The 22,682-nt window shown below is 58.5% G+C and carries 17 protein-coding genes; 8 read left to right on the top strand and 9 right to left on the bottom strand.

Going from position 1 to position 22,682, the window contains the following annotated elements:
• Window positions 1-35 precede the first annotated feature (35 nt).
• Window positions 36-761 (bottom strand): GntR family transcriptional regulator, encoded by a 726-nt coding sequence (locus tag P0D73_RS15755; protein ID WP_408360393.1) that lies wholly within the window; start codon window positions 759-761, stop codon window positions 36-38.
• A gap of 619 nt (window positions 762-1,380) precedes the next feature.
• Here P0D73_RS15755 and P0D73_RS15750 point away from each other — a divergent pair.
• Complete coding sequence (locus tag P0D73_RS15750; protein WP_408432139.1) at window positions 1,381-1,755, top strand: SDR family NAD(P)-dependent oxidoreductase; 375 nt, start codon at window positions 1,381-1,383, stop codon at window positions 1,753-1,755.
• A 107-nt stretch (window positions 1,756-1,862) separates the two neighbouring features.
• On the opposite strand, the gene P0D73_RS15745 is transcribed toward P0D73_RS15750, so the two are convergent.
• Window positions 1,863-2,651: a maleate cis-trans isomerase family protein gene (locus P0D73_RS15745; RefSeq protein ID WP_408431920.1), complete on the bottom strand. Its 789-nt coding sequence runs from the start codon at window positions 2,649-2,651 to the stop codon at window positions 1,863-1,865.
• Window positions 2,652-2,720: 69 nt separating this feature from the next.
• Window positions 2,721-3,068, bottom strand: coding sequence for a RidA family protein (locus P0D73_RS15740; protein ID WP_408431918.1), 348 nt, complete (start codon window positions 3,066-3,068; stop codon window positions 2,721-2,723).
• Window positions 3,069-3,306: 238 nt separating this feature from the next.
• Between P0D73_RS15740 and P0D73_RS15735 the strand changes: the two genes are divergently transcribed.
• Complete coding sequence (locus P0D73_RS15735; RefSeq protein WP_408431916.1) at window positions 3,307-4,548, top strand: D-amino acid dehydrogenase; 1,242 nt, start codon at window positions 3,307-3,309, stop codon at window positions 4,546-4,548.
• Between the two features lie 400 nt (window positions 4,549-4,948).
• On the opposite strand, the gene P0D73_RS15730 is transcribed toward P0D73_RS15735, so the two are convergent.
• Together P0D73_RS15730 and P0D73_RS15725 are read right to left on the bottom strand one after the other, a co-directional pair.
• A complete protein-coding gene (locus P0D73_RS15730) occupies window positions 4,949-5,026 on the bottom strand; it encodes an H-NS family nucleoid-associated regulatory protein (RefSeq protein ID WP_408432137.1) in 78 nt (25 codons plus the stop codon).
• Between the two features lie 161 nt (window positions 5,027-5,187).
• On the bottom strand, window positions 5,188-5,520 hold the full coding sequence (locus tag P0D73_RS15725) for an H-NS histone family protein (RefSeq protein ID WP_408431914.1): 333 nt from the start codon (window positions 5,518-5,520) through the stop codon (window positions 5,188-5,190).
• A 449-nt stretch (window positions 5,521-5,969) separates the two neighbouring features.
• On the opposite strand from P0D73_RS15725, the gene P0D73_RS15720 reads away from it, so the two are divergent.
• Entirely contained in the window at window positions 5,970-6,629 is a 660-nt protein-coding gene (locus tag P0D73_RS15720; RefSeq protein WP_408431912.1) for a hypothetical protein, read from the top strand.
• A gap of 403 nt (window positions 6,630-7,032) precedes the next feature.
• Window positions 7,033-7,671, top strand: coding sequence for an SEL1-like repeat protein (locus P0D73_RS15715; protein ID WP_408431910.1), 639 nt, complete (start codon window positions 7,033-7,035; stop codon window positions 7,669-7,671).
• A gap of 53 nt (window positions 7,672-7,724) precedes the next feature.
• On the opposite strand, the gene P0D73_RS15710 is transcribed toward P0D73_RS15715, so the two are convergent.
• Window positions 7,725-8,630, bottom strand: a complete 906-nt coding sequence (locus P0D73_RS15710; RefSeq protein ID WP_408431908.1) for an H-NS family nucleoid-associated regulatory protein — start codon at window positions 8,628-8,630, stop codon at window positions 7,725-7,727.
• 331 nt (window positions 8,631-8,961) lie between these two features.
• Between P0D73_RS15710 and P0D73_RS15705 the strand changes: the two genes are divergently transcribed.
• Both P0D73_RS15705 and P0D73_RS15700 read left to right on the top strand, forming a co-directional pair.
• Window positions 8,962-9,378 (top strand): hypothetical protein, encoded by a 417-nt coding sequence (locus tag P0D73_RS15705; RefSeq protein ID WP_408431906.1) that lies wholly within the window; start codon window positions 8,962-8,964, stop codon window positions 9,376-9,378.
• Window positions 9,379-9,781: 403 nt separating this feature from the next.
• Window positions 9,782-10,228, top strand: coding sequence for an HU family DNA-binding protein (locus P0D73_RS15700; protein ID WP_408431904.1), 447 nt, complete (start codon window positions 9,782-9,784; stop codon window positions 10,226-10,228).
• A 491-nt stretch (window positions 10,229-10,719) separates the two neighbouring features.
• Here P0D73_RS15700 and P0D73_RS15695 read toward each other — a convergent pair whose 3' ends face one another.
• The 3 genes from P0D73_RS15695 to P0D73_RS15685 all read right to left on the bottom strand — a co-directional run bounded on the left by P0D73_RS15695 (window position 10,720) and on the right by P0D73_RS15685 (window position 12,972).
• Window positions 10,720-11,583: a hypothetical protein gene (locus P0D73_RS15695; RefSeq protein WP_408431902.1), complete on the bottom strand. Its 864-nt coding sequence runs from the start codon at window positions 11,581-11,583 to the stop codon at window positions 10,720-10,722.
• 465 nt (window positions 11,584-12,048) lie between these two features.
• Window positions 12,049-12,243, bottom strand: a complete 195-nt coding sequence (locus P0D73_RS15690; RefSeq protein ID WP_408431900.1) for an H-NS family nucleoid-associated regulatory protein — start codon at window positions 12,241-12,243, stop codon at window positions 12,049-12,051.
• Window positions 12,244-12,372: 129 nt separating this feature from the next.
• Window positions 12,373-12,972 carry a GIY-YIG nuclease family protein gene (locus P0D73_RS15685; protein WP_408431898.1) on the bottom strand — a complete coding sequence of 200 codons (600 nt, stop codon included), beginning with the start codon at window positions 12,970-12,972 and terminating at the stop codon, window positions 12,373-12,375.
• A 495-nt stretch (window positions 12,973-13,467) separates the two neighbouring features.
• Here P0D73_RS15685 and proA point away from each other — a divergent pair, with 495 nt between their 5' ends.
• Window positions 13,468-19,398: an anti-phage protein ProA gene (gene proA, locus P0D73_RS15680; protein ID WP_408431896.1), complete on the top strand. Its 5,931-nt coding sequence runs from the start codon at window positions 13,468-13,470 to the stop codon at window positions 19,396-19,398.
• A 209-nt stretch (window positions 19,399-19,607) separates the two neighbouring features.
• On the top strand, window positions 19,608-22,424 hold the full coding sequence (locus tag P0D73_RS15675) for a UvrD-helicase domain-containing protein (RefSeq protein ID WP_408431894.1): 2,817 nt from the start codon (window positions 19,608-19,610) through the stop codon (window positions 22,422-22,424).
• The last annotated feature ends 258 nt before the right edge of the window (window positions 22,425-22,682 follow it).

Genomic DNA, 22,682 nt, shown 5'->3' with positions numbered 1-22,682 from the left:
AGCGCCGCGGAAAGACGGGCGCCCGTTCGGCAGGGTTACTGCGAGTAGAGCTTGACGACTCCTGCGTCGACGACTTTGGTGATTTCTTCCATCCGCCAGGTGATATGCGTCTCGGTCAGTTCGCGGCAACGCTTTGCGTCCCGGGCTTCAATGGCGTCAAGGATATCGAGGTGTTCCGCGAATGCGTCATGCCCGCGCTGCTCAAGGTCAATCCAGCGCACAAAATGGATGCGAGCGTTGATGCTGTAGAGCGAGCGGACCATTTCGTTGTTGCCCGAGAGCGCGACCAGCCGCACATGAAACTCTTCATCGCGCGCGACCAGCTGGCTTGTGGGCGCTTGTGCAGCCTTGTTCTTCATGACGTCCTTCCAGAACTTGCGCAGGGCGCGCACGTCCTTCGGGTCGGCACGTTCGACGGCGAGTTGCACTGCGGAGGCTTCGATGCTTCGACGAAGCTCGAAGAGGTCGAAGATGTCCTGACGATTCAGCTCGCGGACGAAAAACCCACGGTTCGGAACGAAGTTGAGGAGGTTTTCCGCAACGAGTCGGTTGAGGGCTTCCCGAAGCGGCGTGCGGCTGACGTCGAACTTCTCGGCCAGCTCAAGCTCGTTCACTCTCTCGCCGGGCCGAATCGTGTAGAGGACGGCCATCTCCTTCAACTGCTCATACAGGTCGTTGACGGTGAGCCCCGCCCGCTTCGGCGCGCTGGTCTCTCGAACGCGCGGTTTAGTTTCCCGAATGAGAGATGAGTAGCCTGCCATAATTCGTTTCCTTTCCGGTGCCAGCGGCAACCTTCGTTCATTTCTGAGGACCTGCCACTCTCTATCGGCCTTCTGTCGGAGGATTCACGCTGCGCCTCGAGGTATTCGCTGAACGGGGACTTGCATTCGTCCCGTTGCGCCCAGCGACATCGAAGCTTCACATCCGCAGCAGTTGGAAAGTGTCGGCAACACTGAATTTTATAACACTCCCTGTCGCCGCCGTCTAGGAACGGAGGTGCCTTCCGGATGATTCGACAACGATGGCGATGATGGAGTGCGCCACACTGCTTTGTCCCGCTTTCTCCTCCGCGGGCGGGTCTTTCCAGAATTGCTCGCAGCAGCACTATCCACATAGCCAGATTTCGAAGCGACGGATGATGCAGGGTTCGTGACACGACGCTGGATTCCGGCACCGCATTGATGCCTGCTTCAACAGTCAGAAGCCTCTGTAGCGCCTCCGCAACCCGAGCCCATTGGATATGAGCGCCTCATCATAGTACACTATTGTCGACACTTTTATCGTTTAACATAGGTTAGATGGAGGCGGGAGCGATTTGGCCCCTAGCAGTGCACGACGGTTGCCGGGCAAGGCTAGAGAGGAACACGGTATGACCGTCGAATCTTTTCCGTCAGCGACCAAGCGGTCTGCATCAGCGGCGCTAGCCGCGGACTGGGCAAAGGACTTGCGCGGATGTTTGCAGAATACGGAGCCCATGTCGTTATCGCTTCGTACGACGCGACAGAACTCGCGCAGGCCGGGGCAGAGCTCGCAGGTGACGGCCTTCCCGCGATGATGGTCGTAGCTAACGTTTCGGACCCTAAATCTTCGGCTTCGCTCGTCGAACAGACGCTGCAGAAATTTGGCCGTATCGATACGATGGTCTGCAATGCCGGTATCGACAAAATTAAAGCTGCCGAAGACTACGAAAGCGACGAGTGGGACCAGATTCTGGATGCCAATCTGAAGGGCGCTTACTTCTGCGCGAAAGCGTGAATGCGAAGGCGCTGTAGAGTCGACAAAACAGTCGACCTACAGCGGCCCGAACTGAGGCTTCACGTGGTTAGCGACTACCACGTCCGAGAACTACTCGAAGGAGATGCCTACTGTTCGATGTTCTGCACGGTAAACAGACGACCGAATTGTGGCAGTTCATCCTTGACGCCACCCAATCGCAGTGCATGCCACGCCATTGCGTGGTTGCTGGAGGTCACGGGCTTCCCCAATTCGGCTTCGATGGACGCAACCTGGTCGGCTAGCCGCAACGAGGTGCACGAAACGAAGATGGCATCCACATCATCATGCTTTCCGAGCTCCAGAATCGCGTCGCGAACTGACTGTGCATCGATTCGCGCGACTTCGTTGTCATCTGAGTGCTCGAACGACCCCATCCGCACAATGTTCACACCGCGAGCAACGAGGTATTCCCCCATCGATTCGGTAATAGTGCGCATGTAGGGCGTGAGGAGCGCAATTCGCTTGGCACCGAGGGAGTTCAGCGCAACCCTGGCCGCGGTGATTGGGGTGGTGCATGCAGCGTTCGGCCGAGCTTCTCTGATGCGCTCAATTACATGGTCCTCTCCCAGAACCATGGATGCGGACGTGCAGCCAAACGCGACAACATCGAGCCGTTCGCCAGGACGGATAACTTCAACGCCCGGCGCAATAAGCCTATCCATATCCCTGAGCGTCTCAGGGGTGATTTGCGCCGAATTCATGATGCGACTTTCGTAGAATCCAACGCCTTCGACAGCGAGCAGCCTGCGCCACTCATACTCAATCGTATGGTCAGTCGCCAGCACGACTAGACCGATTGCAGCGCGATGAGAAACTCCATTATCGAGGGTGAAGTCGAGTTTCACATAGCGCTCTGCAGCTTCGAGAGTTTCCATTCTTGGCTATCCCATTCACGTTGTGAGTTCGGGTTTGCACATCGGTGCCGCCCTTCAGCGACCCGCAAGTCAGACTGCGGCGATAACCCCGATTTCGACGGTGTACTGGGGGAACGCAAGCTTCGACTCGACGCACGCCCGTGCCGGAGCATCACCCTCGGGAACCCAGGCGTCCCACACTTCGTTCATCTCGTTGAACGTTTTGTAATCGGCAAGCCAGATGCTCGCCGACAGGATTCTTGTCTTGTCAGAACCGACCTGCGCAAGGAGCCGGTCAATCTTCGCGAGAATCTGTTCGGTCTGCCCCTTCACGTCCTGGCTCGGGTCATCGGCGACCTGCCCGGCAAGAAACGCGAACCCTGCGTGAACGACCGCCTGACTCATCCGCTTGCCACTTTCATAGCGCTTGATTTGCATAAAACCCTCCCGTACGGTGATGTAAAGTGCTCATAGGCTAGCGTATATCACACACAATTGTCGACACTTTTATAGACAAATTCGCTATCTCACGAGAGTCAGCGATACCTCCCATTGCTTTACTTTTTTGTTCGTAATATACATCGGTGTCGACACTTAAAAAACGGAAACGGACTGCCATTAAGCAGTCGTCGCCGCAGCGGCACGAAGTCATTCCACGTTTCACATTGAGGGCGTCATGAAGGTTATTGTGCTCGGCGGCGGAGTGGTGGGGGTTACTACCGCGTATCAGCTGCAAAAAGATGGACACGATGTCACGGTCGTTGACAGGCAACCCGTGGTCGCAGGTGAAACCAGCTGGGGCAATGCGGGGATGGTTGCGCCTGGACACTCGTTTGTCTGGTCGTCACCGAAGGCGCCTATGATTCTCCTCAAATCGCTGGTACTCCGAGACCAGGCGCTTCGCTTCAAATTTTCGGTCGACCCAACGCTGTACAGCTGGTCGTGGCTGTTTCTGATGGAGTGCAACGCGGAGAAAGCACGACGCAACACACTGTTGAAACATCGACTTGCGGCGTACTCGCAGTCCGTTCTCCAGGAAGTCATCAAGACGGAATCGGTCAGCTATGACCGCAACGACCGGGGCATCATCTACTTCCATAGAAGCCAGGAGGCGTTGGACCGAGGCGTCGCGCAGATGAAGCTTCTGGAGTCAGATGGTCAGCTCATCAAGGTCTTGAATCGAGACGAAGTTGTGTCGCTCGACCCGTCGCTCGCGTCAGCGAAAGATGACATTGTCGGCGCGATTTTCTGCCCAACAGACGAAACTGGCGACCCGGCCAAGTTCACCCGGGCGCTGGCTGAAATCATTGTCTCGCGAGGCGCCACCGTTCTGAACAATACGAACATCCAGGCGCTTGAAGTAGCGGGAGGGCAGATTAGCGGAGTGCGCACCGACAAAGGCGTTCTGAGGGGGGATGCGTATGTACTTGCCCTCGGCAGTTACAGTCCCATTCTGGCTCGGAAGATTGGAATCAATTTGCCCATCTACCCTGTGAAGGGCTATTCGCTCACCATCCCAATCGAAGGGCATATGCAACCGCCCAACGTGGCGGTCGTCGACGAGCACAACCTTGTAGCCATCTCACGATTCGGCGACAGAATTCGCGTCACTGCGACAGCCGAATTCGCCGGGTATAACACGACGCACAAGCCGTCGGACTTTGAGTTCATGAAGCGTGTCACGCAAGAGCTCTACCCCGATGGTGGCAGTTACGACCGGGCGGAAATGTGGGCGGGCCTGCGTCCGATGACTCCGAATAACCTCCCGTTCTTCGGACGAAGGAAGTATGGAAACCTCTACCTGAATACAGGTCATGGCCACATCGGCTGGACAATGTCTCACGGTTCAGCACGGGTAACCGCTGACCTGATTGCGGGGCGTACCCCGGACATCCCCATGGACGGTCTGGTCCCGTGAGCATCGACTCATCCGGGTGCTTGGAGCGCTGGTTCAATGACAGGGCGCGAGTGCCCGTTTGTAGACGGGAGCCGTCTCGCGACCCGGCTGGCCGCTCGACCTGCAGCACGCCCCGGGCACAAGGCAGGAGCCGCCTTTGCCAGTTGACCTTAGGGGGCGAACTCTTCCGAACGGGTTCGAATAGTCACAGGCGCAAGCGGTCTGGCGAGATTGCGCCCACGGCTTGATAGTGGGGCGGGTGTCGGTTGCAGACGAATGTCAACGGTTCGGTATCGACAGGCCCCCGGTGCTTGATAGTGTCAGCGGTTAGGTCATCAACCGCGCATGCAGCGCGAGAAGCAAAACTCCCGCACTATACCGATGTCGAAAGTGTAGAGTTCAAGACGCCGTCAACGAGCGCTTAGCCTATTAGATACTTCGACCGGTCCTTGGCACCAGCCAACCACCCCGGCGCACGCCCGCGTCCGCTCCAAGTCATACCGGTCTTGGGGTCCAGATAGAGCGCCGGCTGCGGACCCTTCCGCTGGCCCTTGCCCGCAGTCGCACCAACCGTCTTCGGCGCCGCCGTCTTGACCGCACCCTTTGCCTTGCTCACAACACCTACACCCGCCGCGACCGCCGCTTCCGCACCACCTGCAATCAAAAATTTGCTTCGGTCTTTGACTTTAACAATCCGCGTCGGCGCCCACGCCCGCTCCAAGTCGCGCCCGTTTTGGAGTGCTGGTACTTCGGCGTAGCTTTGGTCTTTGTGACATCGGCAACTTTCGTCTTGCCGGCGGCGGCACCGACATTCGGTCCTTTCGCCTCCCGCGTTGCCCTCGCTTTGGCGTCGATGTCTGCTGTCGTCAAACCGTGCGTGAGTATCAGCTCGCGAATCTGGTCCACAACGGCGTGGACCTTCTTCGCTGCTAGAGCTTCGGCTTGCGCCTGAAGCTTCTTCATCTTTACGTTAGTCTGTTCTAGTGTTGTCATATGGTCCCCTGTATGGGTGATGAATGTCCGCACTATGCAAGAGGCATCGTGGCATGCGCATAACTCTCGTGAGCGAGAGCCGACTTATCTCAATGACGACCATCAGCCGTGATTGCTCCCATCGCTTGCAAGCTTGCAATTCGTGCATGGATGGCTTCGAACGTCACCACGAGTGATTCCTTTTGCTTACAATGCGCGAACTATGCCATCGACCACAACGGAGGTCGATAGTGAAGCCAGTCGGAATTGAGCCGAATAAAGAAAGAGCGCTTGTGAACACAATCGGACATTTTGTTCGATGCACGAAAGTCGACCGCCGACCATACTTTACGGCTTTTCAATGTAAGTAACGACGTCCGCGCCCAAAGACTCCGAGTGACTTGATATCTACAAGGAGGACTGTCCAAATGTCGCCTACACTTTTACCGCCCACGTTTTGCTGGACTAAGATGGGCACGGAATCGGGCGAAGAACTCGCAGCCATCGTGACGCGCAAGGAGTGGGAGCGACAGCTTGGTCAGGGGACGTTCTTCTGGGGCATTGGCCAGTCCCTTGGTAGCTTGCCCGAGGTGGTTGCAGAAAAAATGGGGCACCTGCCCGCGATTTTCTCTCCGATGTCCAGCCGCCCACGGGCAATTGACGTAACACCAGGAGAAATTGCTCTATGGACCGCAAGTGCCGCCGCTGATGGCACTATCACGCGGCTACCCGTGCACGCCCTCGTCACAAGTCGTGCGACCTTGCCGTCAGGAAAGAGGAAGCTGAATCACTATGCTCTGGCCTGCAAGGCTGACGCGCCCCTCACCGTGCGTCTGGGCACAAGAGTGTATCCGGAATCCCTCACCAACTACGGCACCGGAAGAAAACTCGGTGGCTCACAGGTCACTGCGATAGTGGACCGCACGGAAACAGGAAATACATCGGCAAGCACCGGCTACCCAGTCGCTTTCGTAGTTGAGCTGGCCGCACCCTACCAGCTCAAGCTGGCCGAGCCTCGTATCCTGTCCGCAGAAGAGTCGACACAAATTGACAACGTGTCCCGGACCGGTGACCTGGCGGCGTGGAAAGCACTCGTCGAAGAACTCCGGGCTCGGTCGACCCGTCCTTGATGGCAGAAGATTAGGGGAGGTCCGGCCGGACCTTCTGTGTGCCGTCCCCCGGCGAACGCCTAAAGTTATCCCCACATTTTGTTGGCAAGGCGGTGGGCAACTTGCTGACGCGCGGCGTAACAACCTGATGCCAAAGCAGAAAGCGCCATTGCCCCAATCACAGCACAATTCGCTCAACCAGTTCGCGACATCCTCATTCCTGTCGCGCCGAAAATGCTGAGCGCTTCGGCGTAGTGGGCGCAAGCAGAGCCGCGACGGAGAAATCAAGAGAACCTTGCTCGGGCAGAGCGGGCAGTCATCGACTTACCTGCAGCGACGGGGCACGGCCCTGTCTTGGGCGTCGGGTGGCAGTAGCGGTGAGGTATCATCGCCCGCATCACTCACCACAGGACGCCCAAATCTGATGTCCGTAGATTCCAGCTGGTTTAGCCAGATTGAACACGAATGGGCACAACTTCGCCAAGGCGACCCGTCACTCGACGTGGAACGATTCTTCCGCCACGTTGTGTCGGCGACCAAGGTTGGCTTTCTTTCCCTTGAATCTATTACGGCCATTGCGAATGGCCTGCTCACAAGCCCGCTGTCGGGCGCACCTTATCTCGGCCGGCGGCTGCTTGACCGGGTTGGCCCTGACCGGCACCCTTCCCTTCGGGTCGCGCTTGCACTGTCTCTTGTGACTGAGACTGGTGGGCCTGCGGATTATGAGGGCGGCCACGTCATTCTGGGTGACGTGCTGAAGGACGATACGGCGAGCGAGCCGCTGCGCGGCATGGCGGCAGCAGCTCTCGCGGACAGTGCGCGGCTTGGTCGCGGCATGGACGTCGACCTCGATATGGCCAAAGACATGTATTCCACGGCACTGGAGCTTGGACACCGGTCGGCCGCGTACAACCTTGGGTTGTACTGGGAGGGGCACTGGGACAGAAGTGCGCCCGGCGACGTCGTCCCCGACAGCTCAAAGGCGGCACATGCCTACAAGCGCGGTGGTTCGAACGCAAAATGCGCCGCCCGACTGGAAGCAATGCGGGCCCGTTCGCGGTAGACCCCATTAATCGCGCGTCCCGACGCAACGAAAAGCGACCTCTGTGCCCTGGCTTACGCGGTCGCTTGAGCAGTCACAGCTTCTGGCGCGGTTGCGACAGGCAACTTCGTAACCGCCTTTTTGGCGACAACCGATTTCTGCGCCGCGGCCTTCTTCGCTACCGCCGTCTTTGTCGTGGCCTTCTTCGCGACGGCTTTCGGCTTGCTCGCAGCGCCCGCCGCCGCCCCACCATGAATCAGAAACTTCGTCCGGTCCTTGGCACCAGCCAGCCACGCGGGCGCCGGCCCGCGACCGCTCCATGTCGCTCCGGATTTTGGGTCAAGATAAAGCGCCGGCTGCGGCCCTTTCCGCCGCCCCTTGCCATCAGTCGCACCGACCGTCTTCGGCGCCGCCTTCTTGACCGCAGTCTTCACTCTACTCACAGCACCCGCGGTCGCCGCAACGGTCCCTTCCTTACCACCTGCAATCAGAAATTTGCTTCGGTCTTTGGCTTCAGCAATCCACGCCGGCGCCCGTCCACGCCCACTCCACGTCGCGCCACTCTTTGGGTCACGATAAAGCGCAGGCTGCGGACCGCGGACGTAACTGCCAGCAGCCTTCGCTTTGCTCGCAGAAGCCGGCTTCGCCGTCGCCGTGCCTCCGTCAACCAAAAATTTATCTCGGTTTTTCGCGGCCGCAATCCAGCTCGGCGCCCGGCCGTGTCCAGTCCATGTCGCGCCACTCTTAGGGTCGCGATACTTGACCGCAGCAGCACTCTTATTGCTGACAGTCTTCGCTCCGACCTTCTTCGCGCGCTGCTTGCCGCCAACTTGCCCATCGATGTCCGCAGCCGTCAGGCCGTGTTCTGCCATCAACTTGCGAATTTTCTCGATAACGCCCGATGACTGTTTCGCAATCAGAGCCTCGGCTTGCTGCTCAAGCTTTTTAATTTTTGCCTGCATAGATTCCAGAGTTGTCATTTTTTCTCTCCCTTTGAGATGTCCGCACTATGCCATGCGTATCGGCCGTCCGCTAGCTGTTGTCGATTATGTCTTGAGGAGCATTGGCGGAAGGTTCAAATAGCAGAACTGTCTTCAAGGGTCGACGCACGCAACGTCCCCAACTGGACGAGATAGTTTCGCAGGCGCTATGACTTGTGATGCATCCAAGTCGATGCTTTGCACGGCGCATTCCAGTCGTAGAAATCGCCATTCACGTTTGTCGCTCAAGGACCGCTACGTTGATGCCGTAATTCAACGCTAGCCGGTCGCTCAGTCCGGTAGAAAACAGCAATCGAAATCGAGGACTCTGATGGCAACGATTAACGGATACATCCCGCAGGTCACACCACTGATGTTTGAAACTGAGGAAGGTCAACGGATGGCGAGCGGGTGCATCGAATACGGCGGCTGGGACTACAAGAACAAATCTCTGTTGCCAATCAAGCTTGTGGAATTGCTGGCGAGGCCCCATAACCCGGGTCTGTCATGGGTGATGGACAGCCTCGCTGCCGCAGCTGAAGCCGGTCGACTGGATGCAGACAAATACATCGAGCAGATTTTTGCAGGCAAGGAAGATGTGCGCGCTTTCCGCCATGTCTTGCGAGAAGCTGGCGGCGACCGGTGGCTCACAGACCGTCACCATAATGCTCTTCGGAAGCTAGGCAATGCCGAATGCGACGTGACCGCCTACGTCGGAATTACAGCGCTGTTTGACCCTGCTGAGTAAACTCGAGGTGTGCATGCAGGGTTGCCGGAGGGTGACCCTGCGCTCAAGCCATAGGAAAATAAACATCCTTTAGCAAACACCAATCATCTTAAGCGCTCGCATGCATCATTGCCGATTCCGGCACCCGACGCTGGACTCGCGCGAGTGGTTTACCCCTCTTGCCCCTGCGTCAAACCCTGTCGCGTAGCCGTTTTCGTGAGTGCAGCCTCCTCTGGAGGGCTACAGGTCGCCGTTTTTGCGTTCCTTCTGCACAAAACCCCTTGTTTTAGGGCCTCGCCCGTTGCGGATTCAAATGCGAATTGCTACGCTAGCGCCAGCCTGAGGATTTGGACCTTTGCGCATTGTCGGTGACTACGCAAAGGCAAGGGCCCCGGGCCAACCTTTGACCAATGACGAGGAATCTATGGCAACGAAAGCTGCAGCAAAGCCGGCTCCGAAGAAGGTGACGACCCCGGTCGAGAAAAAGGCGAAGGCGCCGACGGTAAAGAAGGCGGCGACTCCTGCCACCAAGAAGGCGGTCGCTGCCACGCCGCTGAAGCCCATCAAGGATTCGTTCACGAAGGCTTCGCTCGCCATCCACCTTGCCGAGCGCGCAGGTCTCGAGCCGAAAGCCGCGAAGGCTTTGATGGTCGCACTGGAAGAAACGGTGCTCGCGTCGGTCCACAAGAAGGGCGCGAAGGAGTTCACGCTGCCGGGTCTGCTCAAGGTTGTTGCTCAGGACATGCCGGCAAAGAAGAAGCGCTTCGGCAAGGACCCGTTCACGGGCGAGGAAAAATGGTTTGCCGCAAAACCCGCTTCAGTGCGTTTGAAAGTGCGTCCGCTGAAGAAGCTGAAGGACGCAGCTCTCTAAACCGAGCCGCTTGAATGCGAGCCCCTCGCGACGCAAGTCCGAGGGGCTTTTTTGCTTTTATGCCTGGCGCGCGCGGGCCTTCATGTAATCTGGCCACTCAAGGTGAACCGGGCGACACAGCCGAGTATCAGGGTGCGCTCAATGTGTGAAGGCGACCGAGATTGTTGCGTCATATAAGTCGTGCATTGCGGCCGCTGCGCGCGCGGCAAGGATGCCACTCCGAACGCTAGGATTCGAAATTACGGCCCTGGTTGACTTACGGCCATAGGTGTCTGGGCCCGGTCGAATCAATCCGGCTCAGACCTGAGTCAGGAGCCACTCGACCGCCCCTTCCGGCTAGTCTTGTGGCCACTGGTTTGCAAGCAGTTCTACCGCCGCTCCGGGCTCGAGTACGGCCGTATGCGGTGTCGCCATGCGGTCCGGCTCTTCTGCTGGGTGTGAGGCGTTTCGAACGCAGTGTTGGGCTTGGCCAGATTCCGCCCAGTGCCCGGTTATCGTCGCTGTCCGCCCACGGTACGTTCGAGCTGCTGGTGGTCGGCTAGGGGAAAGCGCTCCAAGAAGGGCATATACGACGCGGGCGGAACCGCGCGAAGCCCGCCGTCACGCAAGTGCAATGCCTCGCGGATGGCCGTTGCACCGGCTTCCCCGTATTCCCCGACAGCCATGCCCGAGACGGCGTATTGCCGAAGCGGTTCACACTCTTCGCGGTCGAGCACGCGCAGGAAGTTTGTCCACTGTTCCGGGTATACACCCGAGGGCGTTTCGTAGAGGGTCTTCAGGGTGCCGTCCGTGTCGACCGACATCAGAAACAGTTCTTTGAAGCTGTATTTCTCCGGCTCCATTGTATCGGGATACTGCGCGCCGTGGTGGCGACGATAGTTCAGAATGCTGTACGCGTTGTCGACGATGTCTTCGACGGCAAGGCCAGTGACGTGCTGAAGCTCACGCACCAGCGCGCGCGGCGTGTTCGGTATGGCCATCGGTGGCTCGAGCAGCCAGCCATCCCTCTGAAGGCCATCCGAGCACGCGCGTGCAAGCCCGTATTCCAGGTCGTGGGTGGCGGTTCGCGGACTCTGGCCGGGCACAGGCCGCGCGAGCGCGCGATACACCTTCCCGTGAAGCGCAACTTCGTAAAAGACAACCTCGTTGCCGAGGCGCAGGGAAGACTGCCATGAGTGTCCGTGGAAAACAGTGCCCTGGGAGTGCGCCATGTACAGAGCATCCTTCTCCGCAATCAGGCCCGACTGAAGGCCGGTGTCCTTGCGGCGTTCCGGGTCGAGTACAGCTGTGTGCGGCGTCGCCTTGCGCTCCGGCTCCTCTGCCGCGCTGCGTTGGGTCTCGAGCACCGTGCTCATCTTTCACTGCCCTTTTCGAAATCGGTCACATTCTCTTCCGTCATTGAAATCTGGCCGCGCATGGTCGCCCCTTGCAATGCTCTCACGGTTCACCCTATCGGGTTTTCTGGCAATTGAGCTCCGTTACCTTGTCGCTTCTGCGACAGGGAGCTTTTCCTTGCTGGAGTACCGCGTCGAATTTGGTAAAACATTGCCAGTGTCGCGCCCGTCCTGTTCGAGAATAGTGGCAGTGCCGGCAACGCCCCGTCAATCAACCAGGAAAACAAGCCTAGGCGTGACACTGAAACGCTGTGCCCTCGGAGGCTGCCTTCGTCATACTGCCCAATAGGGGCACAGCTCCCATTCGCTGCGGATGCGTCTCGAGCAGTCGGCTTTTTTTGCAAAGGTCCTCTTTGCGACGACCTTCTGAACCGTCGTTTCCCCGATGGCGGACGTAGGAATAGTCACAGTCAGCGCAGCGACCGCTCAACCTATCAAAAACTTATTACGGTCCTTCACTGATGCCAGCCACCCCGGCGCCCGTCCACGCCCGCTCCAAGTCGCACCGGACTTCGGGTCTTGGTAAAGCGCCGGTTGCGGTCCTTTCCGCCGCCCCTTGCCCGCAGTTGCGCCGACTGACTTCGACGTCGTCTTCTTGACCGCACCCTTTGCCTTGCTCACAACACCTGCCCTCGCCGCGACCGCCGCTTCAGTGCCGCCTGCAATCAGGAATTTATTCCGGTTTTTTCAAATCCTTCGCAAGCTCGCTCTGCCCTTCAACATTTGCGGCGCGAAGACCCTCATCCGTGGCTACGTGTCGGGCACCGCCAAGCCCGAGAATCCTCTCAAACCAGACCCGCCCTGTTTGACATGCCGATATCCGAGAGCCTTCAGGCTCTGGACCATCGCCTTCATCGAAGCCGGCTCCGGAATGTCTTGTGGGCGGCAGAGGAGCCAATACTGATGTAATCGGCTGCTTGTCGTGAATCTTACGTTTGACTCTTCAAGCGAGCGAGCCCAATTGCAAAAATAGTCGATGGATGCGACGACCGTATGCTCAGTATCGCAGGCCGTCGCTGCTGCGCTGGCCCCTCTCTCGAATGAAATTTTCGGGCCGGCAACATGTTGAATAGCTGCCACGGCTTCGCCGACATCGCACCGAAAGAACTCTCTCTCCACCTGACACCAGGATAGTCGTCTGTGGACGGTTGTCTCGAAGCGCGTGTGGTCGAACGTCAACGCCTCGTACGCGACATCGAACTTTCCGATTACTCCGGTCGTTGAAAGCTGTGCGGCGCGGACCTTGGGTAGGAGCTGCGTGCGCCCCACTTTTACGACACCAGGAAAGGCAGGGTTGTGCATCACGTACAGCCATCCTTCATCGTCTCGCAGCATAGCCTCAGGCTTCATCGCGGCGCCCCCTTTCAGATATCGGAACGATAGTGACTGTATGGCGCGCGGAGTATCCGGAATTTCATGCGTTTGCAGCGCCGGTCCTTATTGGCATCATGAGACTAGATGCGAGTCGACTGTCAAGGTGTCCTAGGACACCTTGACAGTGGCTGAGGCTGAAATTTTCGGACCGCAGGGGGCGTCCTATCGACCACGGCTCTTTGACCCGTACGACCGAAATCGAATCGCCATGGCGGCAAGCTTCAGCGTAGCTGTGCAGAGGTTCAGCCGGTTTCCTAGGATGACGGTAAAAAAGGCGTAATATTTCGGCCGAACCTAGCGAATGCACAAAAAAGAGATTTCCACGCAATTCGCATTTGCAAGAAGAGAATAAACTCCTTGCGAAAGAATCAGAGGTAATAGCGCAGTCAATATCATGGTTCAACCTGGATGACGTCGCCCACAGTAATGGCGCTTCGGTTGAACCCAGTACGAATAATGAGGAACGGGGTGATGACGCAGGGACAGGCAGACGACGCTGAGGATTTGACGACCGACACCGACGTGAAGCTACCGAGCGTTCAGGTTATTGCCGACCTGACGATAGGGTATGCGGCGATTCAGAACAACGTTCCGGTCATCCGTGAAATTTTGGTCACGAACGATGGGGAGTCGACACTCTCCGATGTCGAACTGCTCGTCAAATGTGTGCCGGCTTTTGCTGAGAGCGCACGTTTCCGTTTCGAGGCATTGGCGCCTGGCGAGAGCCGCCGTCTGGCACCTGTCGACCTGCGTCCTGACCACCAGTATTTCAGCCAGCTCGATGAGTCTGAGCGTGCCGTTATCACGGCATCGTTGCGTGTTCAGGAAACTGAACTCGTAACGGCAACGCACAACATTGATGTTCTAGCCTACGACCAGTGGGCCGGCGCGCGGTCTTTACCCGAACTGCTGGCCGCGTTTTGCATGCCGAACTCGCGGGTCGTAGACAAGCTTCTCGCTCGAGCCTCCGGGTTGCTGCGCCAGACGTCGACCGACCTGTCCATGGACGGATATCAGTCCAAGAATCGCGAGAAGGTCTGGAAGCAGGCATCGGCTATCTACAGCACGATAGTTGCCGAGGACATCCAATACTCCAATCCGCCTGCATCGTTCGGAAATGACGGCCAGAAAATCCGGACGCCAGAACGCATCCTGGATGGCAAGCTTGCGACCTGCCTGGACCTCGCCATGCTGTTCGCGTCTTGCCTGGAGCAGGCCGGTCTGCACCCTGTTGTGTTGTTCAAGGAAGGCCATGCCTGGGTTGGCGTTTGGCTGATAGAGACCAGCTTTCCGACTGCATTGGTGGACGATGTTCAGGCAGTTCGTAAGCGGGTGAAATCCGGCGAGTTCATGGTCTTCGAGACCACCGGCGTGGCGGGCGGTCAGAAACCGTCCCTTCGCTGGGCCTGCACTCGCGGCGAGGAACACCTGAACGACGAAGCCGGGTTCGCGTATGCCGTAGATGTCCGGCGCGCACGCGAAGTCCAGATTCGCCCACTCCCATCCCGTTCGTCGCAGGTCGATGAGCAGACTGTCCCGATTGCCAAGGCCGAAACACCCATCATCGAGGACGTGCCGCAGTTGCCGCCGCTGGACCCGGTCGTCATACCGCTGCGTGACGATGTAACACCTGAAACACCAGAAGGACGCCTGGCGAAATGGAAGAGCAAGCTGCTCGACTTGACGCTCCGAAACAAGCTCCTAAATTTCAAGCCGACCAAATCCACGCTGCGCGTCATTTGCCCTGACCCGGGTGCGCTGGAAGACCGGCTTGCGGATGGAAACGAATTCCGCGTCCGTGCGAAGCCGAAGATGATGTCCGGCTCGGATGGTCGCGATGCCAATGTGTACGCCGGCCGAAACGGTACGGCGGCAATGGATGACTTGGCGACCGACGCGCTTGGCCGGAACGAAATCGTCACGGACATCGAGGAGGAAGCTCTGGAAGGCAGGCTTCTCGAGATATTCCGAGCGGCCAGCACGGGAATGGAGGAAGGCGGCGCCAATACGCTGTTTCTGGCTTTTGGGATGCTGGAATGGCGGGAGAGCAAGGATGCCGAATCCAGCCATCTGGCTCCGATTCTGCTTATCCCCGTTACGCTGTCCCGCCAGTCCGTCCGGAGTGGTTTCCGCCTGGTTCGTCACGATGACGACGCACTCGTGAACCCGACGCTGCTGCAAAAGCTGCAGCAGGATTTCAGCCTGAAGCCGCCGTCGTTCGACGTTTTGCCAACCGATGACCGTGGCATCGACGTCAACCGGATTCTGCAGACCTTCCGGCTGCATGTCGGCGAACTGAAGGGATGGGAAGTCAAGGAGCAGGTCCATCTGGGTATCTTCTCGTTCACGAAGTACCTGATGTGGAAGGACCTCCAGGACCGTCAGAAGCAGCTCCAGGAAAACAGTGTTGTTGCCCATCTGATTAACAATCCCGGTAAGGCGTTTGCTGACAGCGCGACGGGCTTCGAGCCCGGCACCCTGGACGAGAAGTTCCGGCCTCAAGACCTGTTCACGCCGTTGCTGTCGGACTCGTCACAGTTGCGTGCCGTTTGCGTCGCCGCTGAAGGCAAGAATCTTGTCATCGAAGGCCCACCTGGGACGGGTAAGAGCCAGACTATCTCGAATCTGATTGCCCATATGTTGGCCACCGGGAAGACGGTGTTGTTCGTCTCGGAGAAGATGGCTGCGCTGGAGGTGGTGCATCGCCGGCTTAGCAGTCTTGGCTTGGGGCCATTTTGTCTCGAGCTGCATTCGTCCAAGGCAAAGAAAGCGGATGTCCTGAAACAGCTAGGCGTCGCACTTGATGCCGCCGGTGCACGCACGGTGAAGGACTGGGAGCGAGAGTCCGAACGACTCCTGACGCTCCGCACTGACCTCAATGGGGTCGCGCGTGCGCTGCATCGCACCTATCCAAATGACCTGACCGTTTACGAGGCCATCGGAACCAGCCTGCAGCATGCGGAAATGCGGCCTGGCGCGATGCCGTGGGCCGATGCAGATGTACATAACCGCGCTCAGCTCGAGGCACTGCGTGAGACATCCCGCCAGATGGGCGCTCTGGCCGGCCAGTTAACCGGTTTGCAGAACCATCCTCTGGCAGTCGTCCACAAAGCCGAATGGATGCCGTCCTGGCAGCAAGAGTTTCTCGACGCGGTTTCGGCGTTTGAAGCCCAAATCAAGAAGCTGGATGAGGCTGCATCGAACCTGCTGAATCAGCTGGGCCTTCCCAAAGTTGCTTTCTCCCTGAATGGGCTAGGCAAATTCGATGTACTGGCCGACGTGCTTTCCGCCGCGCCCACTGTTCCAGTCGAGGTTGCCCGGTCGGCGCATGACGAGTCCGCTCGCAACCGGCTTGCCAACCTCCGGCAGCATGGCCTGGCGCGCAATCAGGCATGGGAGCCTCTGAGCAAACACTACGTGGACGACATCGCCACCCTCAATGCGTCCGAGCTGAAGCTGCAGTGGGCGGCGGCAACCAATACCTGGTGGCCGAAGAGCCTGTTTGCCCAGCGCGCGGCTACCGGACGATTGCGCCTGTATCGACAGGACCAGCGTCGCCCACAAGGTGGGGATGTTCCGGCCGTCATTACGGCATTGACCGCCGTCAATGCCGAGGACAAGGTCATCGCGTCTATGTCTCATGATGCGTCGCAACTGTTGCATGAAACGTTCGCTGCGTCGAAGACGGACTGGAACACAGTCGAGTCGGTCGAGCGGTGGGCGACGTCATTCGCGGACGCGGTAACGGCAATCGCGGGCAACGACATCGAGTTGGCCCAGACGCTCCGCGCAAAGCTGCAGCCATTTGTTTCCGACAACCGGAGCCTCCTGAAGGCAGACATGCCTCTTGGCTCGAGTTTGTTGTCGTACCGCGATTGCTATCGGGACGTCATGACTCAACTCCGGCGAGTCATTGAGCTTGGACACTGTCAGGCTGACCTCGGACTTGACCCGACTGCCGCCAGCGTGATTCCTCGGCTGTTGAGCTTGCTTCAAGGATGGCAATCTGCTTCGCGGCAGTTGCAGCCGTGGTGCCTGTGGCGGAAATCCCGCGGCAATGCAATCAGCAGCGGGTTGCAGGGTATTGTGGATGCACTGGAGGCTGGCGAGGCGCCATTGTCCACTGTGGCGACGTTCTTTGAATACAGCTACCAGAGCTGGTGGCTGCGGAAAGCGATTGACCGGCAACCGGTGCTCTGCAACTTCTCGAGTGCCGAGCATGACCGCAAGATTGCTGAGTTCAAGGAGGCTGACGAGCGGTTTCAGAAGCTGACCCAGCAATATATTGCGGCCAGACTGGCGGGCCAGATTCCGGCAAGCGTCGAGATTGTGCCTGGTGCTGATTCTGAACTGGGGAAGCTACGCCGCGAATTGCAGAAGCAGCGCAAGCACATGCCGATTCGGCAACTGGTGCAAAACCTTCCGAGCCTGATGAACCGGCTGAAGCCATGCCTTCTGATGTCGCCTTTGTCGGTCGCCCAGTATCTGGACGCATCGCACGCCCAGTTCGATGTGGTCATCTTCGACGAGGCTTCCCAGATTCCGGTGTGGGATGCCGTCGGCGCCATTGCGCGCGGCAAGCAACTCGTCTGCGTTGGCGACCCGAAGCAACTGCCGCCGACAAGCTTCTTCTCCCGGTCAGATGACTCGGACGATGGAGCCGACAGCGACGACGTTCAGGACCTGGAGAGCATCCTGGACGAGTGTCTCAGTATTGGCCTGCCTGAACTGCGGTTGAACTGGCACTACCGAAGCAAGCACGAAGGGCTGATTACCTTCAGCAATGTCACGTACTACGACAACGAGTTGGTCACGTTCCCGTCACCGGTGACAAACGACCAGAGCGTGTGCTTTGAACGCGTACAGGGTGTCTACGACCGCGGCGGCTCGCGAACCAATCGGGCGGAAGCCGATGCCATCGTCAAGGCGATTGAGCGGCATTATCTGGACTCAGCGAAGCGGCATCTGACGCTCGGCGTAGTGACCTTCAATCAGGCGCAACAAAGCCTGATTGAGCGGATGCTGGATGAACGCCGGCGGGTATCTCAGCAACTGGACCAGGCTATTGCGCAGGCGGCGCAGGAGCCCTTGTTCATCAAGAACCTGGAAAACGTCCAGGGTGATGAGCGAGACATCATCTTCTTCTCCATCACCTATGGCCCAGATGCGTCAGGCAAGGTCAGTCTCAACTTCGGGCCGTTGAATCTGGAGGGCGGCCATCGGCGTCTCAATGTGGCCGTATCGCGAGCCCGTGTCGGCGTCGTGATTTTCAGCACGCTGCTGCCCGAGCAGATTGACCTGTCGCGCGTCAGGGCCGCCGGCGTGCGAGACCTGAAGAACTATCTGGAGTTTGCTATTCGCGGCCCGCGGGCCTTGGTTGAGCAAAGTATGCCGACCGGACGGGAGCCCGATAGCCCATTCGAGCGGCAGGTGATTTCCGCCCTCCGCGAGAAGTGCTGGACGGTCCACCCGCAGGTTGGTGTGTCCGGGTACCGAATTGACATTGGCGTGGTCGACCCGCGTGCGCCAGGCCGCTATTTGCTGGGTGTCGAATGCGATGGTGCCATGTATCACTCCGGCGCGACGGCGCGCGACCGTGACCGGCTCCGCCAGCATGTTCTTGAGGGGTTGGGTTGGGAGCTGTACCGCATTTGGTCTACCGACTGGTGGCTGAATCCGGAAGAGCCAATGCGAAAGCTTGTGGCCAGACTGGAAGAATTGGTCGCGACGGTGTCCACTGAGGACGAACCAGTTGTTGAGCTGCCAGAAGAGGTTGCGCATGAGGAAAATGTGCACGCCTTGTATGCCAGGGGCGAATCGGCCGTGGAGCCGGTTGCTCCTGTCACGCAGCTTCCCGAATACGAACTGACCAGCTTGGACAAAGGCAATCCGGACCTCTTCTACGAGGGCGGCTCGATGTCGACCTTGGCTGGTCAGCTACTCCAGGTAATTGAAACGGAAGGGCCAGTATCGCAGGCGGTGATATTCAAGCGTGTAACGCGGGCCTGGGGGCTGTCCAGGGTCGGTAGCCGCATCGAGGCTCATTTGAGTGCACTGGTGCCTAGGCAGGTGGTCCGGACGACGGGCAACGGCATCACTTTCTATTGGCCGGAGCATGCCAATCCGAGCACTTGGGAGGGTATCCGGGTGCCAGGAAGCGACCCCGAAACGCGCCGCGGTATCGACGAGATTAGCCTCGAAGAACTGGGTAATGCGGCCGTGTACATCCTGATGCAGCAAGGCGGCACGTCGCAAGATGGACTGGCAAAAGCGGTTTGCCGACTGCTGGGTGTGGCCCGGACAACTGCCGAGGCCGGAGCACGGATTTCTCGGGCGCTGACCCATGGACGAGTTCAGACGGTAGTGGTTGTCGAGGATGGTTCAGTTCGTTTAACGAAATGAACCTTGAATGAATGAATGAATGAATGAAGCGAGCGGTTGGGCCGGATATCTCACTCCCCAAGACGAGGATGGACAGCCTGACAAAGCTTGTTTGGTAGTTCCAGTTGCGACAGCCTTGCCGTCGTTCGATGTGGATGCGCCGTCCGCCGCTCTCCTCGTCAGCTTGAGGCCATCATTTAACACCTTGCCTACAATTACAGACACGCTTGATGACCATGGCGCATGTATTCGAACCCACATCGTGGGGTTTGCTGTTCACAGGGTCACGCAAGTGGAGTCTGAGTTTTGACGTTGACCAGCTCGAACTTCAGTTGACCTTTGACGGGAAGCGCTACAAGACAGTGGTCGACGGCAGCGATGAGCCCGTCCTGGTTCACCCCGGCGTTTTTTGGTCAGCGCTCACGCTGCGGATGGACGGTCTGACGCCAAGTCGGGTCGATGGCTTGCCCAGGGGGCGGGCGCGCGCGCTACAGAAGGCAATCGCTGACAGCAAAGCGGCCTCCAAACTCGCCAAGGAGCGTGCGGCCCGCCAGCAGGCCTTCAATGCGGCGTACGCCCAGATAAGCGCATGGGTCTCCGATGTGATACGGCGTGGCGATGCCATGCGCGATAGGATGGGCTGGGTGCCATTCGAAGACCAAATGGAGATGCTGCAATCGCGGCCCAAGCTGGCGCTTAGCGACGATGCACTCCTAAGGCACGTGCGTGACCCTGCCAATCGGGCTTCGCTCCCTGACGAGCCGAAGAAACTTGAGACCATATTGAACTTTCGGGAGCAGCAGTGGCTGTCGTTCTGTCGCATCTGCAACTTCGGCAGCGTACACGACGAAAAAAAGTGGCCGCGTGAGCTCTTCGACCAGGTCGAAAGTAAGCCCCTCACTCCGGACCAGATTCGCGCGGTGATGTGCTTCGAAAACAGGATGCTCGTGGTCGCATCGGCTGGGTCCGGCAAGACGTCCACTATGGTGGCAAAGGCAGTGTACGCAGTACATCGCCAGATTGTGAGTCCGGACCGAATACTGCTTCTTGCCTTCAATGCGAAAGCCGCTGAAGAACTTGGGGCCCGGAGCGAGACAGCGTTCAAGCGTGTGGGTCGACCTGACGTCAAGGTGGAAGCCCGGACGTTCCATAGTCTGGGTCTCAGCATCATCGGCAACGCCACGGGACGAAAGCCAAGCGTGCCAGACTGGGCCGTGGACGCGGCCGCCGGCCTGCGCAAGCTTGAAGCAATTGTCGATGACCTGAAGGACCGCTCTACCGAATTCCGTACAAGGTGGGACCTCTTCCGTGTGGTCTTTGGCCGTGACTTACCCGAGTTTGGTAGCACATCGGCCTCCGACGGCTGGGACCGCGACGGCAACGGTTACGTGCGGACGAATCGCGGCGAGCGTGTGCGAAGCCACGAAGAACGGCTGATTTGCGACTGGTTGTTTTACAACGGCGTCAATTACGAGTATGAGCGGCAATATGAATTCGATACGGCGACCGCCGAGCATCGTCAATATTTCCCTGACTTTTACTACCCGGACATCGGCCTCTACCACGAGCACTTTGCGCTCAACGCCGCCGGCGAACCGCCGCCGGAGTTCATCGGCTACCTCGATGGCGTCGTGTGGAAGCGCGCCGAACATAAGCGGCGCGGTACGAAGCTGATTGAGACGACCTCACACCAACTGCGAACAAGGTCTCTGGACGACGTCTTGGGCAAGCAGTTGACCGCACACGGCGTTCTGCTTGACCCCAACCCGGATAGGCACACACCGGAGCGCGGCTTTCCGCCCATGGAGAACGAGAAGCTTGTTGCGTTGGTGCGAATCTTCATTACGCACATGAAGAGCAACTGCTTGACCATCGATGCCATGCTGCAACGCCTGGACGCTGATAACCGCGACGCTTTCATCCAGCGACACAAGATGTTTCTCGAAATCGTAGGCCCCGTTCTCAACGCGTGGGATGACGCCTTGGCTGTGGAGGGCGGCATCGACTTCGAGGACATGCTGAATCAGGCCGCAGCCCACTTGGAGGCTGGCCGTTACGAATCGCCGTTCGAGCTTGTTATGGCCGACGAGTTCCAGGATGCCTCACGTGCAAGGGCGCGTCTTTGCCGGGCACTCGTCAATCGCCGCGGTCGCTTCTTTTTTGCTGTCGGCGACGACTGGCAATCCATCAATCGATTCGCCGGCTCTGACATTTCGGTCATGACCGCCTTCGCAGACTGGTTTGGCCATTCTGAAGTGCTGAAGCTGGAGCAAACCTTCCGCTGCCCACAGGGACTTTGCGACGTTTCCAGCGAATTTATCAGCAAAAATCCGAACCAGCTAAAAAAGAAGGTGCGTTCAGCGACCCCGGCACTGGGCCCTGTACTGAGAGCGCTTCAGGTTGACAGCAAAGGGGAGTTGCAGGGCGCGATTGATGCGTACCTTGCACAGCTAAACCGCGACCTAATGGAAGGTAATTTGCCCCCGGGCAAAGACGGAAAGGTATCGGTATTCATTCTAGGTCGTTACAACGCGGACATCTCGTACATCCCGAGAAATTGGCAGGCGCGGTATGGCCGGCTCATCTCGCTTTCCTTCTTGAGCATGCACCGCTCGAAAGGCGCTGAGGCGGACTACGTTATTTTGCCGGCAATGCTTAGCCGCACCTTCCCAAGTACAAGAGCGGACGACCCCGTTCTGGCAATGGCGATGCCAGCGGGCGACACATATGCTCTGGGTGAGGAGCGGCGCCTCTTCTATGTCGCGTTGACACGCGCGCGGCGTTCCGTTGCCCTGTTCACCGTGAAGGGAGAGACTTCCTCGTTCCTGAATGAACTGGTCACAGACGGGGTGGTGAAAGTCGAGGCTTCCAGAGGCGAAGTGGTTGAGGAAGAGCGATGCCCCGCATGCGGAACTGGCGTTATCGTGCAGAGAACAGGACCATACGGGGTGTTCGAGGCGTGCTCATCATATCCTCGCTGCGAGTACAAGCCACGTCGTGGCGGTACTGCGGCCCAAACGCGTCGCGGCTCCGTATCGACCTCCTGAAATCCTGCGAGGCTGCACTGCGCAGTTTCGCGAGCTGACGAGTGAGCCGTTTCGACGCGCTAACGTCCAAGCTCATCCGGTTCCCGTCGGATTCTCCTTGCGTCCACGGACGGCGCCTACGGCCGCGCCTGCCACCAAGAGAACGATGGTCTTTGACTCGCGGTGGGCTTCGTAAGCGCACGGGAATGTGGCACCTGCCGGCGCGGATTCACCGGGCTGCGCTTGCCTATCCAATCGGATTGACGTTTTCAGCCGACT

This window comes from Paraburkholderia sp. RL18-101-BIB-B (genome assembly GCF_046026985.1).
GTDB lineage: Bacteria > Pseudomonadota > Gammaproteobacteria > Burkholderiales > Burkholderiaceae > Paraburkholderia.
This window is presented reverse-complemented; position numbering and strand designations above follow the sequence as displayed.